At 61.8% G+C, this 13,685-nt stretch carries 14 protein-coding genes; 9 read left to right on the top strand and 5 right to left on the bottom strand.

Annotated features, from left to right (window positions below; translation table 11 throughout):
* Positions 1–124: 124 nt before the first annotated feature.
* From M1D34_RS02550 to M1D34_RS02575, 6 genes are all read left to right on the top strand, one after another.
* Positions 125–1,162, top strand: a complete 1,038-nt coding sequence (locus M1D34_RS02550; RefSeq protein ID WP_028009932.1) for an ABC transporter ATP-binding protein — start codon at positions 125–127, stop codon at positions 1,160–1,162.
* Positions 1,159–2,013: an ABC transporter permease gene (locus tag M1D34_RS02555; protein ID WP_004434015.1), complete on the top strand. Its 855-nt coding sequence runs from the start codon at positions 1,159–1,161 to the stop codon at positions 2,011–2,013. Before M1D34_RS02550 ends, M1D34_RS02555 begins: the two co-directional genes overlap by 4 nt.
* Positions 2,010–2,810, top strand: coding sequence for an ABC transporter permease (locus M1D34_RS02560; RefSeq protein WP_003525654.1), 801 nt, complete (start codon positions 2,010–2,012; stop codon positions 2,808–2,810). Before M1D34_RS02555 ends, M1D34_RS02560 begins: the two co-directional genes overlap by 4 nt.
* Positions 2,807–3,586, top strand: coding sequence for a carbon-nitrogen hydrolase family protein (locus tag M1D34_RS02565; RefSeq protein ID WP_027993106.1), 780 nt, complete (start codon positions 2,807–2,809; stop codon positions 3,584–3,586). The genes M1D34_RS02560 and M1D34_RS02565 overlap by 4 nt, the downstream gene beginning before the upstream one ends.
* A 159-nt stretch (positions 3,587–3,745) precedes the next feature.
* The gene (locus M1D34_RS02570) at positions 3,746–4,699 is read left to right on the top strand and encodes a ring-cleaving dioxygenase (RefSeq protein ID WP_318880808.1); all 954 of its coding nucleotides are present in this window, start codon (positions 3,746–3,748) and stop codon (positions 4,697–4,699) included.
* A gap of 135 nt (positions 4,700–4,834) precedes the next feature.
* The gene (locus tag M1D34_RS02575) at positions 4,835–5,392 is read left to right on the top strand and encodes an NADPH-dependent FMN reductase (protein WP_498780520.1); all 558 of its coding nucleotides are present in this window, start codon (positions 4,835–4,837) and stop codon (positions 5,390–5,392) included.
* Between the two features lie 184 nt (positions 5,393–5,576).
* Here M1D34_RS02575 and M1D34_RS02580 read toward each other — a convergent pair whose 3' ends face one another.
* The 4 genes from M1D34_RS02580 to M1D34_RS02595 form a co-directional block, all read right to left on the bottom strand.
* Positions 5,577–6,194, bottom strand: coding sequence for an RES family NAD+ phosphorylase (locus M1D34_RS02580; protein WP_234835209.1), 618 nt, complete (start codon positions 6,192–6,194; stop codon positions 5,577–5,579).
* 3 nt (positions 6,195–6,197) lie between these two features.
* On the bottom strand, positions 6,198–7,163 hold the full coding sequence (locus M1D34_RS02585; RefSeq protein ID WP_498781687.1) for a hypothetical protein: 966 nt from the start codon (positions 7,161–7,163) through the stop codon (positions 6,198–6,200).
* A gap of 451 nt (positions 7,164–7,614) precedes the next feature.
* Positions 7,615–9,171, bottom strand: a complete 1,557-nt coding sequence (locus tag M1D34_RS02590; protein ID WP_318880811.1) for a VOC family protein — start codon at positions 9,169–9,171, stop codon at positions 7,615–7,617.
* Complete coding sequence (locus tag M1D34_RS02595) at positions 9,168–10,043, bottom strand: SDR family NAD(P)-dependent oxidoreductase (protein WP_003525644.1); 876 nt, start codon at positions 10,041–10,043, stop codon at positions 9,168–9,170. Before M1D34_RS02595 ends, M1D34_RS02590 begins: the two co-directional genes overlap by 4 nt.
* 291 nt (positions 10,044–10,334) lie before the next feature.
* On the opposite strand from M1D34_RS02595, the gene M1D34_RS02600 reads away from it, so the two are divergent.
* A complete protein-coding gene (locus M1D34_RS02600; RefSeq protein ID WP_003525643.1) occupies positions 10,335–11,087 on the top strand; it encodes a Crp/Fnr family transcriptional regulator in 753 nt (250 codons plus the stop codon).
* Between the two features lie 124 nt (positions 11,088–11,211).
* Positions 11,212–11,598, top strand: a complete 387-nt coding sequence (locus M1D34_RS02605; RefSeq protein WP_003525641.1) for a response regulator — start codon at positions 11,212–11,214, stop codon at positions 11,596–11,598.
* Between the two features lie 13 nt (positions 11,599–11,611).
* On the opposite strand, the gene cysQ is transcribed toward M1D34_RS02605, so the two are convergent.
* Complete coding sequence (gene cysQ / locus M1D34_RS02610) at positions 11,612–12,388, bottom strand: 3'(2'),5'-bisphosphate nucleotidase CysQ (protein ID WP_127595911.1); 777 nt, start codon at positions 12,386–12,388, stop codon at positions 11,612–11,614.
* 393 nt (positions 12,389–12,781) lie between these two features.
* Between cysQ and M1D34_RS02615 the strand changes: the two genes are divergently transcribed.
* Positions 12,782–13,684, top strand: a complete 903-nt coding sequence (locus M1D34_RS02615; RefSeq protein ID WP_003525638.1) for a branched-chain amino acid ABC transporter permease — start codon at positions 12,782–12,784, stop codon at positions 13,682–13,684.
* Position 13,685 lies beyond the last annotated feature (1 nt).

A 13,685-nucleotide genomic window follows, 5' to 3' on the forward strand; every position in this document is an offset into this window, starting at 1 on the left:
GCACGGACCTTAAACCGGAAGCGGTTTAGGGATAAGCTGATGTTGAATTTTTCAAAATGTCGCCGAGGCAGCGCGTCTGACGTGGCCGGTGACATCCGCGTATGACGCGCGAAACGGGGAACATATGTCGGGACTTGCCCTTCAAAACGTCGTCAAGGAATTCGGGTCGTTCAGGGCCGTCAACGATGTCGACCTGACGGTGCCGCACGGCACCTTCGTCTGCATGCTCGGGCCGTCGGGCTGCGGCAAGACCACGCTCTTGCGCATGATCGCCGGTTTGGACCTGCCGACCTCGGGTTCCATAGGGCTCGACGGCGAGGACATCACCCGGGTTCCGACGCATAAGCGCAATCTCGGCATGGTGTTCCAGTCGCTGGCGCTGTTCCCCCATCTGACCGTCGGCGAGAATATCGCCTATCCGCTGCGCATCCGCGGCGCGCCGAGGGAAGACCAGAAGAAACGGGTCGACGAGCTGCTTTCGATGATCCACCTGTCGGGCTATGCCGACCGGCCGGTCTCGAAGCTCTCCGGCGGCCAGCGCCAGCGCGTGGCGATAGCTCGGGCGCTGGCGATCTCGCCGAAGCTCTTCCTACTCGATGAACCCCTGTCGGCGCTCGATGCCAAGCTGCGCGAGGCGATGCAGGTCGAGCTCAGGCAGTTGCAGCAGAAGCTCGGCATCACCACCATCGTCGTCACCCACGACCAGCGCGAGGCGATGACCATGGCCGATACGGTCGTGGTCATGAACGGCGGCGAGATCCGGCAGGCTGCCTCGCCGATCGAGATCTATCGCCGGCCGGCCGACAGCTTCGTCGCCGACTTCATCGGACAGACGAATCTGATCGAAGCGGAGGCGGACACTTCGGGCCGCGTGACGGTGCTCGGTCAGCCGGTGCCGGGCCTGCAGTTGCCGCCGGGTGCGGCGAAGGCGATGCTTTCGATCCGCCCGGAAGACGTGCACCTGACCGCGCCGGGTGCCGGAGCGCTTTCCGGCACGGTGACCTTCGTGCGCGATCTCGGGGGCACGATCGAGACATTCGTCGATGTTGCCGGCCGGCAGATCGTAGCGGTTTCGACGCCGCGCGCCCGGCCGCAGGTGACGGTCGGCCAACAGGTCGGCGTCGCTCTCACACCCGATGTCTGTGTGGTGCTCGCCAGATGAGACGCGAACCGCCCCGGACCCTCGGCGACTACCTGCCGATCCTCTTCCCCGCGGGGATGCTGACGATCTTCTTCGTGGTGCCCTTCGGCACGATGATCGCAGTCAGTTTCTTTCAGCGCCAGCAGGGCGGCTTCTATACGCCGGCCTTCGTTTACGACAATTATGCCCGCTTCCTCTCGGCCTTCTTCGGCGGCGTTCTCGGCTTTTCCCTGATGCTGGCGATCGCGGTCGCCGCGTGCTGCGTCGTTTTGGCGCTGCCCTTCACCTATCTGCTCACGCGTATGGCGCGCCGGGTGCAGGTCGTGTGGCTCGTCGCACTGCTCTCCGTGCTTTCTCTCTCCGAAGTCATCATCGGTTTTGCCTGGTCCACCCTATTCTCACGCACGGCCGGCATCACCAACATCCTCGTGGCGCTCGGGCTCATGGGTGAGGCGAAGGCGCTCACGCCGAGTTTCGCCGCTGTGCTGACCGGCATGGTCTATCAGGCCTTCCCCTATACCGTGCTCGTGCTTTTCCCCGCGCTCGTGCGCCTCGACCCGACGCTGACGGAAGCGGCCCGCACGCTCGGTGCCTCGCCGCTCAGGGCCTTCTTCACCGTCGTCGTTCCGGCGCTGAGAAACACGATCACCGCCACGCTGATCATGGTCTTCATCTTCGCGCTCGGCTCCTATCTCCTGCCGCAACTTCTCGGCCGGCCGCAGCACTGGACGCTGTCGGTGCTCATCACCGATCAGGCGATCTATCAGTCCAACATGCCCTTCGCCGCGGCGATGGCGGTGTTCCTCGTCCTGGTGACGCTTGGGCTGGTGGCGTTAACCGTCATCGCAGGACGGAAGGGAGAGGCCGCATGAGCACCATTTTCCGCAAGGTCTACTTCTCCCTGATCGGGCTCTTTCTCGCTTTGCCGCTGATCGTCGTCGCCGGCGTATCGGTCAACGCCAAGCAGACGCTCGCCTTTCCCCCGCAAGGATTTTCCACATCCTGGTACGGGGAAATCTTCCTGAACCCCGAATGGCGCAGCGCGCTTGTCGCGTCGGTGACGCTCGCGCTCCTTTCCGCCGCACTTGCGGTCGCGATCGCGCTGCCGCTCGCCTGGTTCCTGTGGCGGCGCGTCGCGCCATGGGCGAACATCTTCCAGCTTCTGGGGGTCGCGCCCTTCACGCTGCCGCCGGTCATTACGGCGCTCGGTCTGCTCACCTTCTGGGCGACGGCCGGCTTTTACGGCCAGCCCTGGACCGCCGTCGTCAGCCACGCGATCTTCTTCGTGACACTGCCGCTGGTCACGCTGTCTCTCGGCTTCACCTCGATCGATCGGTCGCTGGTCGAGGCGGCCTCGACGATGGGCGCGGATGACCGCACGGTCTTCCGCACTGTCGTTCTGCCGTTGATCCTGCCCTATATCGTTTCGGGCTATGCCTTCGCCTTCGTGCTGTCGCTCAATGAGTATATCGTTGCCTACATGACCGTCGGCTTCACGATGGAGACGCTGCCGATCAAGATCTTCAACGCGCTTCGCTACGGCTATACGCCGACCATGGCCTCGGTGACGATCCTCTTCGTCACGACGGCCGCGGTCATCTTCAGCCTCGTCGCCCGCTTCGGAGACCTGCCGAAGCTGCTCGGCGCCATGTCGTCGGACGGAAAATGATGAAGCTCGCTGCCCTGCAGATGAAGAGCATTGGCGGCGACGTGGCCGCCAATCTCGCCCGCATCGAGCGGGCGGCGATCGGGGCTTCCGGCGAGGGTGCGAGCCTGCTCGTCGCCCCCGAGCTCGCAATCACCGGCTACGGCGCGGGGGAAGCCATTCGCAGGCTCGCGGAGCCGGCGGATGGGCGGATCGTTCGAGAACTTGGGCGCATCTCGCTCAAAACCGGCATCGCCATTGTGGCCGGATTCGCAGAGCAGGGAGCGGACGCCGTCTACAACAGCGCCGTCCATGTCGATGGCGATGCCGTCCCGGTTGTCTATCGGAAGTCGCATCTCTATGGCGATTACGAGCGCTCGCTCTTCACGCCGGCGGAGCCCTCGACGCGCCTGTTCAAACATCGTGGCGTCACTTGCGGCATGCTGATCTGCTACGATGTCGAATTCCCCGAAAACGTCCGTCGCCTGGCGCTTGCGGGTGCCGATGCGGTGCTGGTGCCGACGGCCCTCCCGGCCGGATGGTCCGGGACTTTCATCACCGACCACATGATCCGGACGCGCGCCTTCGAGAACCAGCTCTTCGTCGCCTATGTCAATCACTGCGGTTCGGACGACATGTTCTCCTTTGCGGGCCTCTCGCTGATAGCGTCACCGGATGGCCAGGCACTGGCAAAGGCAGGTTCCTCGGATGAAACCCTGATCATCGCCGAAATCGACCCCCAGGCATTTGCCATTTCGCGAGCGGAGAATACCTATCTCATGGACTTGAAACACGACTGATCTGCCAGATCGTTCTCAATCGGAGAACAATCTGTTCGCGTCGTCCCCTCTTTTGGAAACGCTCGGCCGGATCGATATTGTGCTCAACGGAAATGCCCGCTCTGCAGGCCCGCGCGTCTGACGCAAAAGGCGATGCAGCATAGCGATTAGGAGGCAATCATGAGCTTGCAACTGACTGGTATCCACCATCTGACCGCGATAACCGCCAATGCGCCGGAGAACCTGCGCTTCTACACGGGGACGCTGGGTCTCCGCCTGGTCAAGAAGACCGTCAACCAGGACGACACCACGGCCTATCATCTCTTCTATGCCGACGGGCAGGCGACCCCCGGCACGGATCTGACCTTCTTCGACTGGCCGGTCGGACCCGAAGGACGCGGCACGCACAGCATCTCGCGGACCGGGCTTCGGGTCGGCAGCGCCGAAACCGTGCGGTGGTGGAAGAGCCGTTTCGATGAGTTGGAGGTCGCTTCCGGTGAGGTGGCCGAAATCGACGGCCGCATCTCCCTCGATTTCGAGGACGGCGAGGGCCAGCGCTTCCGGCTCGTGGACGACGGCGGATTGGCGCCGTCCCACCCATGGGAAAGGAGCCCGGTTCCGTCCGAGCATCAGATCAAGGGCCTTGGGCCGATCACCATCAGCGTGCCGGACATCAGCAACACCGCGCTCGTGCTGACGCGTGTCATGAACATGGCCGAACTGCGGAGCTATCCGTCGCCGGATGGTGTCGGAGAGGTGCATGTCTTCTCGATGGGCGAGGGCGGGCCGGCGGCCGAACTGCATGTGGCGGTCCAGCCAGACCTGCCGGCTGCTCGCCAGGGGGCCGGCGCCGTCCACCACGTGGCCTTCCGGGCGCCGGATGTCGAAGCGCTGCACCGGTGGACGGAGCGGCTCGGCGAGTTCCGCCTGCCGTCGAGCGGCGAGGTCGAGCGCTTCTACTTCCGGTCGCTCTACTTCCGCGAGCCGAACGGGATCCTTTTCGAGATCGCCACCGACGGACCCGGCTTCGCCGTCGACGAGCCGATGGAAACCCTCGGCGAAAGCCTGTCGCTGCCGCCGTTCCTCGAACCGAAGCGGGCGCAGATCGAAGCGAGACTGAAGCCTCTGGAGTAACGGCTGCCGCTCTCGTCGGGCCGAGACATGGAGAGCCGGAAGCGATTCCGGCTTTCCTTTTGCCGCGAGCCCGCTAGTTTTTCGACTGACGCGGGATTTGCGCGGCATCGCGCCAGCGAAAGGAAATTGTCGTTCATGACCAAGCTTCTCGGCATATCGGGCAGTCTGCGGAAGGCCTCCTTCAACACTGCATTGCTCAAAGCCGCACAGGCGGTCGCGCCGGACGGGGTCGAATTCGAGACCGCGACCTTGCATCGCATTCCGCTATATGACGGAGACGTGGAGGCCGAAAGCGGCGTTCCAGCCGCTGCGGAGGCGCTGAAGCAGAAGATCGTCGCGGCGGACGGCGTCATTCTCTTCACGCCGGAATACAACAATTCGGTCCCGGGCGTTTTCAAGAATGCAATCGACTGGCTGAGCCGCCCGCCAGCCGACATAAAGAAGGTCTTCGGCGGCCGGCCGTTCGCGCTCGCCGGCGCATCTTCGGGGAGCTTCGGGACCATTCTCAGCCAAAACGCCTGGCTGTCGGTGATGCGGACGCTCGGCGCCGAAATGTGGTCGGGCAAGCGGCTGATGGTGCCGAAAGCCAACACGTTGTTCGACGGCGACGGACAACTAAAGGACGATCAGACCCTGGAGAGGCTGCGCGGCTTCGTACAGGCCTTCGCCGATCACCTGGCAATGAGGAACTGACGTAGCGTTCGAAACTGTGGAGCACGCCGACTTTCCGGCTGCCACCACCATTCCCGGTGAGCGGGGTGAGGGCTCTTGAAGCAAACCCCTCCCTCTAACCGAAACGCGGGATCGTGATCGTAGCGATTCCCTCACAGGGGCGTCTTCGGCTCAGCCCGAAACAACCGCGGTTCGATCTTTTTGGTCAGGTGATTGGAAGACTGGTATCAAAAACCGCACCATGCAGACGCATCAACTGGTCCGTTCTCGCCGGGTCATCTTCGAACCGCTGTCCCGGCAATGTCACAAGATCACTCGATAAGACACGATCGAACAGGGCGTAGCAAACCTCGCCGTTATTGTGTCGGGACCTATAAGCAAGACCATCCAGATCCGGATAATCCTCATGCAATGCGAGCGCGAGCGCACGAGATGGTGCGTAGTCTGCCCCAGCACTGATGGACGCATCTACGCCGTGAAAGAGTAGCCCTTCGTCCATTAACTTTGCCAGAACTAATTGGCGATGCAGTCGAAGTGGTGTCCACATGCGCTCTTCCACGAACGCTCGCCGAACGATGCGGTTTGCAAGCCTACGAAGAACGGTCTCAACAAATGCCCCTTCGAGGCGTTGCGCGACGTACAGAAGGCGATACTGGCCCGCAGGCGCATCGAACCGGCCTTGGGGTGTCGCACCGGGCGCCGGCCCAAAGAAGATCGCACCATGAATCTTCTGATGGACGCGGACAACGACGTCGCCTGCGTCTAATGCAGCAATTCTTAATCCCGAGGGAAAGCGGGCTGTTGGCGCAGTATAAGCGGGCACTCCTCAAGCCTCGTCCATGCCAAGATAGGCTTTGGCCGCCGTTACGACTTCGCCAACGCGCCCTCCGGCAAGGATTCGCTGTGGTGTATCTGCCAAGTTCGGATCGGTGTCGATCAGAAACTGCAGCATCGACCAACGGCCGGCACCGCTGTCATCAAAGAGTTTGGTCACCTTGGCCAACCCCTCTAGCAGGCGGGTGTCGTTATCCACGGTAATGAACTGGAACTTGGGAAGAACGATTTCCGATCCGTGCATGAGACCGAATGCCGAGCCCAACTTGACCCGCTTGTGGAGGGCCTGCCGGGTCGTGCCGAGCATCTTCGCGCCCTCAGTTAGAGAGACCCCACCGCCGGAACGATCGAGAAGAGCAGTGCTGATGTTGAGGAACCTTTGGTCATTGCTCAATTCAATCGCGCTGGTTCCTCCCTCGACCTCCGCCAAGAGATCGGCCGAGAGCTGAAACTGGTCGGCGGCGAGATCTATGTGCTTGGCAAGCTCCGAGAATGCTCGGGGCCTATCATACTGGCACAACCGCAACAGCTCGGTACGAGCCGGTGTCAACTCGGTCAACAGAACGAAAGCATCGATAGCCAACTGCTCGGCGCGTGGGGTAGGGGTCCACCTGTGCAACAGAGCTTGTCGAACCTCCCTCGAACGCGCGAGACAGTCATCCACAATGTGCGAGTACCAGTTACGCCTTGTCTTGACGCGGTGAACCGATGAACGCTGATGCCGGGGAAGTTCGAAGTCCGACACTGATGCCTCGTGAAACGCAGCCCCCATAAGAAGTGCTGCCGAGTGGAGCCGCGAATTGAATACGAACACAAGTTTCAAGGTAGGGCTCGCCGAAACGTCAGGGAGAAGCGTCTCGCGAACGCGCATGTTCCAGTGACGAAACTCCTCACTGTCTGCCCAATGGTGGTTCAATCGCAATTGATGACCAGCCCACTTCTCAAGCCCTCGATCCATGTCTCCTGCAGTTGGACGGTCGAATACGAGACCGGCGAGGTACTGAGAGAGTGTCTGTCCTGCTTCTCGAGCGTGCAGCTCTGCAGCAGCGCGCACGACCGGATCTATGTCGGTCGCAGATCTTGTGTGTTCGCTCATGGCCTACTCACGGCTCTCGCCGTCACGAGAGCAGCACAGGGTTGATGGTTAGGTTGATATATACAGTCGTAAGCGTGGTATATCAACCTCGAGCATCAAGCCATCAACAGCACCTCATGGGTAGGTTCCATTCCAACAGGACAGCGTTGGCGAAATGCGCCGGCTGTTCGCCATTTCTGCAGGGTTTCTTGGCGCGGGAGCCTCAGCGGCATCCGGGATTCCGACCGCTACGCTATGGACCCGTGATTTCAAGGCGTCAGGCGTGCAGTCGCCTTGGATCAAACTGCAGACCGACTATTGGGCCGGCCCACATCTAAATGCCGGATTCCGCGAGCCAGGGCCGGATGACGGCGATGTCTTCCACGCCTATTCCGTGGCCGGTATCGAGGTCGGCTTCCTCGAAATCGGCTCCGCTGGCCCTGAGCGCCGTCTTCAGTTCCGGTGCGTGTTTGCCGTAGGGATCGTCCTTGCCGGTGAGCATCAGCACTCTTGTGCCGGCGAGGTCCGGTTCCGGCGCGCTTTCGAGCGCCGCCATTGCGCGCATCATCACGGCGTTCCTGACGATGCCGGGGTGGAGAAGCAGCACGGCGGCGAGCAGGTTGGCGCCGTTGGAGTAGCCGATGAACACGGTCTTCTCCGGGTCGAGGCCGTAGCTCTCGCGCGCGCCCTCCACGAAGGCGGCAAAGGCTTCCGCTTCCGAGCGAATATCCTGCTGGTCGAATTTCGTCATCGAGAAGCGCCGGAACCAGCGCGGGAAGCCTTCCTCGGCGCTGCGGCCGCGCACGCCCAGGAGAGTCGCATGCGGATCGAGCTGATGGCCGAAGGGCAGCATATCGATTTCGTTGCCGCCGCTGCCATGCAGCAGCACGAAGGTGCGATCGTTCGCCTTCTCCGGGCGGTGGAACCGATGGATGAAAGGAAGGTCGCGCTGCGGCACCCTGGGTTCGCCGGGCAGCGCAAATTGCGGCAGCCTGACCAGCGTTGCCGTGGGGTCGCTCGCCAGATGCGGGGGCAGGAACAGCGTCGTGCCGAGAGCATCCGGAGCTTCGTCGACGGTGAAGCCGGGCCCGTCCGTAGCGAGCTCGCAGAGCGCACCGCCAGGCTCGCGTACATAGAGCGAGAAGAAATATTTCCGGTCATGCGCATTGGTGGCGCCGGCGTGCTCCTGCTCGAGATCGGCTCTCACCGCAAGCACGGTCGCCTCATCCGGGGCGCGGAAGGCGATGTGGTCGATCGTGCCGGTGCCGGGGGCGGCACTCCAGAAGCCGCCGGCATCGCGGACATCGATCACGTCCCCGGACGAGGAAGTGAGGCGGCGGATGCTCTCCGTCGCTCCCGTCTCGGTGTAGCCGAAGTGGTTTTGAAGGAAGTGCGCCGTGTCCTTGGGTTTTTCCGTGAGCACCGTTGCGCCGCGTAAGCGGCGGATGGAGTCCGTTTCGGGGATGTCCCGGCCCGCCCAGGGCGCGGGCTCCGCAAGCGCGTTCGTTCCCACCAGCTTGACGATCACGCCGTCCGGATCCTTCAGACGCAGGACCGGTTCGCCGAATTCCTGCGAAGGGCCGGTCGCCTGGATATTGAAGTTCAGCGCCCGCGTCATCCAGTAGCCGATGCTTTCGGGCGGAATGGCGAAGGCGATCTCGCTCGGCTGGCCGTGGCCGACCCGGCCCGGAGAGCCGTCCTCCCAGACCAGGAAACTCACGAGAGAGCCCGGCGAGCCCGCGGCGTCGCCGTAGAAGAGATGCAACTGATTGGGATCTTCGTAGCCGCCGGTCCGCTTGACGAGGTGCAGCCCCAGGAAGCCGACATAGAAATCGACATTGGCCTGTACCTTGCGGGCGATCAGGGTGATGTGATGAATGCCGCTCGTCACGGTTTGGTCCTCCCTGCCGTCGTCCCGGCGAGAAACGACTGGAAGGCCTCGCCGTAGTCCGGGTGCCAGCGTGAAAGCGGCGGCCGGTTCTCGACGATGTCTCCCGCTGCCCAAAGGATCCGCTTTTCATCCGTCGGACGCGCGACCTCGTTGTCGGGGCAAAGGATATAGAAGTCGCCGCGGGCAAGGCCCTCCATCATGAAGTCCACCGTCTGTTCCGGCGTCCAGGCGCCGGCCGGCTTTTCCGTGCGTCCTTGCGCGGTGAGGGACGTGTAGACGAAACCGGGGATCAGCAGATGCGCATTGACCTTGCAGTCCTCGGTATTGCGCAGTTCGTGCTGCAGGGCCTCGGTGAAGACCTTCACGCCCGCTTTCGAAAGGTTATAGGCGGGATCGCCGGGCGGCGTGGTGATGCCCTGTTTCGAACCCGTGTTGATGATGAGCGCCGGCTGCCCGTGGGCAATCATAGCCGGGGCAAAGATGCGCGAACCGTTGATGACGCCCCAGAGATTGACGCCGATCACCGCTTCCCAATTTTCGAGCGGGCCGAAGAGGGAACTGCCTGGCTGGACGCCGGCATTGTTCATCAGCACATGGACGTGGCCGAAGCGCTCGCGCGTCGCGCGCGCCAGGGCCACGAGGTCGTCCGCCAGCGACACGTCGGTCTCGATCGCAGCGACATCGCCGGAACCGCCCGGAGCCGCCTTCGCTACCTCGGCTGCCGCTGCCTGCAACTTCTCACCGCCAAGATCCGCGAGCACCACCTTCATTCCGAGGCTGGCGAAGCGCCGTGCCGAGGCAAGGCCGATGCCCGAGGCGGCGCCGGTCACGACGGCGACGTTGTTCTTGTCGATAGCGGAGTAGGACAACATGGGCTTCAATCCTGCTAGATCATGTTCATGAATTCAGGTCGGTCCCCAGCCTAAGTCACGGACCTGATCGACTCCAATATGTCAGAGCGGGATGCCGGCGGAAACCGCGCCCGTTCTTCCAATCCGCTCCAACAACGGGTAGAGGCAGACATAGGGTCTGGCCGCGGGCAAGTCCATGATGCGAGGCGGTGTTCACCAGCTTTCGTCTTCGACCTTGTCGTTCTTTTGCGCCATGCTACCTTGTGAAGTCCGCCCCCATCCGCTCCGGTCCGCCGGGCCTCGAGATACTTCATGATAACCGAAGGAAAATTCACCAAAGGCACGCCCTGCAGGGACTGTCCCTTGCGCCCGCTTCCGCTGTTCCGCCCGTTCAAGGCGGAAGAACTTGCATTCGTCTCCCACTTCAAGATAGGCGAACTCGCCTTCGGCGCGAGCGCGACGATACTCGCAGAAGGGGAGCAAAGCGAACATCTCTTCACGGTACTTTCCGGATGGGGCTTTCGCTACAAGATGCTCGATGACGGCCGGCGACAGATCCTGAACTATGTGATGCCGGGCGATATCGTCGGGCTGCAAGGCACTCTCATGGGCGAGATGCAGCATTCGATCGAGGCGCTTTCGCCGGTCGTTCTCTGCGTCTTCCAGCGCGACAGGCTCGCAGAACTGTACAGGGAGCACCCCGACCTCGCCTATGACCTGACCTGGATCGCAGCGCGCGAGGAGAGGATGCTGGACGAGAATCTGTTGAGCATCGGCCGCCGCTCCGCTGTGGAGCGGGCAGCCTACCTCATCGCCTTTCTCTACCAGAGGGCCGCCACGCTGGAACTCTTCAGCAGCGGTTGGAGCGTTATTCCCGTCACGCAGCAACATGTTGCCGACACGCTCGGCCTCTCGATCGTCCACACCAACAAGACGCTGAAGAAGCTGGCCGCCAGGGGTCTCCTGCGTTGGGCCGAGAAGGGCTGCGACGTCCACGACATCGACGGCTTGCTTGCGCTTGCAGGCTGGGACGGATTGAGCGAGCCGAAGCGGCCGCTGATTTGATGCGAAGCTTCATGCGTCAAATTACGTACAACATGTCTTTTTTAAATGCGCCCGGCCTACCGGGTGTTCTATTAGCCGCTTCTTTGAGGTCTCGAAAATCGAGGAGACCGAGGATGCAGATATAATGCCAGTCAGTCAGGTTCCGCCGGCCATCAAGTCAGTCCTCGTCCTCGAGGATAATTTCCTTATCGCACTGGACATGGAGGAGATGCTCGTCGCTCTCGGGGTGACGAGCGTTGACGTCGCCACCACCAAGTCAAAGGCGATGGAACTCATCGCGGATCATACGTACGATTTCGCAATTCTCGACATCAACCTGGGGGATGACACGAGCTTTGCCGTTGCCGATGCGCTGATGGCACGGGGTATAAGCTTCGGCTTCACCAGCGGCTACGGGGAACTGTTGGCGCTGCCCAGCCATCTTCGCGATGTCCCGAGGATCGACAAACCCTTCAGCGAGGGAACGCTCGGCAGCCTCATCGCCACGGCCGCCCCTTCGAGAGACATGTGACCGCGGTTGCGGGTCACGCCCTGCCGCGCGAGATGAACCAGGGATTGGCGAAGTCGCTGTCATCCGATTGATTGCGCTTGCCGTAGCCAAGCGGATTGCCCCCCATCGTCAGTGTTTCACCGCCTGCCGACCTCAGGATCGCGTCGCCCGCCGCGGTGTCCCACTCCATCGTCCGGCTGAAGCGCGGATAGATGTCCGCAATGCCTTCGGCCAGCAGGCAAAACTTCAGCGATGAGCCGACGGCCTCATGATCGCTGATGCCCTGATCGGTGAGGAAGGAGATCGTCTCGGGGCTGTTGTGCCAGCGGCTGGTAAGCGCCATCGGCCGGTCGCCGCAACGGCGGCAGCCGATGGTGGTCCATTCGCCCGTGACCTGTCCATCCTCGACCACCGCCTTCTTCGCCATGCCGGCGGCCGCCGAATAGATGAGGCCGAGAGCCGGTGCATAGACGACACCGACGACGGGTGCACCGTTTTCTACGAGCCCGATATTCACGGTGAAATGGCTGTTGCGTTCGACGAATTCCTTCGTGCCGTCCAGCGGGTCGACGAGGAAGAACCGCTTTCCGGCGATATCGGGAACGCGACCTGCGGCGACCTCCTCCTCCGCGACGATCGGAATATCCGGAAAGGCGGCCGCCAGATCGGCAAGGATGATCCGCTCGGCACGATGGTCCGCATCGGTCACGGGCGAGGCGTCAGCCTTGTAGGTGACAGCCGGACCGGCACGGTAAATTTCCAGGATGGCTTGTCCGGCGGCGAGTGCCGATGTTTCCAGTATGTCCAGCATTGCTTCCTGTTCTTGCGGTCGAGGCGATTCGCTTTGGAGCGCCTCGCCTCTTATCAGACGGGCAACGGCCACTGTAGCACTTGAATTGCTGCGCGGGTCACTTGCCGCGGCGGGCCCGGGGCTTCCCACCAAGTAACGCGCCTCACTTCATTGCCGCTTTCAGCCCTTTGCTGCCGAAGTTGGCTATTTCGCAAGCGAATGCTGCTGAAATTTTCATTTTTCTGGCTCCAAAAGTGTCAAATCGATTTTATCGCGGAACAATTTGGTGGTGGCGCATTTTTTAGCTTTCATTTTCATTTGAAAGCGGTATGAAATCGGGCTTAGAGCATGCTCGAAAACGAGTATTAAAAAACAAGAGATCGGACCGACAGGATCCGGTCCAGGGGAAGATTGATGGAGTATTTTGTCCAGCAGCTCGTCAACGGGCTGACGCTTGGGTCTATTTATGGTATGATCGCGATCGGTTATACCATGGTCTACGGCATCATCGGCATGATCAACTTCGCCCACGGCGATATTTTCATGCTTGGCGGCTTTGCCGCATTGATCGTCTTCTTGCTTCTCACGACATTTATTGCCGGCGTGCCGGTTGTACTGGCGCTTTTGATCATGATGGTCGTCGGTATGCTGACGGCTGCGCTTTGGAACTGGACCATCGAGCGCGTGGCCTATCGCCCGCTTCGCGGCTCCTTCCGTCTGGCGCCGCTGATCACGGCGATCGGCATGTCGATCGTGCTGTCGAACTTCATTCAGGTGACGCAGGGTCCGCGGAACAAGCCGATCCCGCCGCTGGTCTCCTCGGTCTATGACCTGTTCGGCATCTCGGTTTCGCTGAAGCAGATCATCATCGTCGTGATCACGGCAATCCTGCTTTCGGTCTTCTGGTACATCGTCAACCGAACTCCGCTCGGACGAGCCCAGCGTGCGACCGAACAGGACCGCAAGATGGCAGCCTTGCTCGGTGTCGATGTCGATCGCACGATCTCGGTGACCTTCATCATGGGAGCCGCGCTCGCCGCCGTCGCCGGGACGATGTACCTGATGTATTACGGCGTGGTCGTGTTCACCGACGGTTTCGCTCCGGGTGTCAAGGCGTTTACCGCTGCCGTTCTCGGTGGGATCGGCTCGCTTCCCGGTGCCGTGCTCGGCGGCTTGCTGATCGGCCTCATCGAGTCGCTGTGGTCCGCCTACTTCACCATCGACTACAAGGATGTCGCGACCTTCTCGATTCTCGCGATCGTCCTGATCTTCAAGCCGTCAGGTATTCTCGGACGACCGGAAGTCGAGAAGGTATAGT

Source organism: Ensifer sp. D2-11, assembly GCF_054161295.1.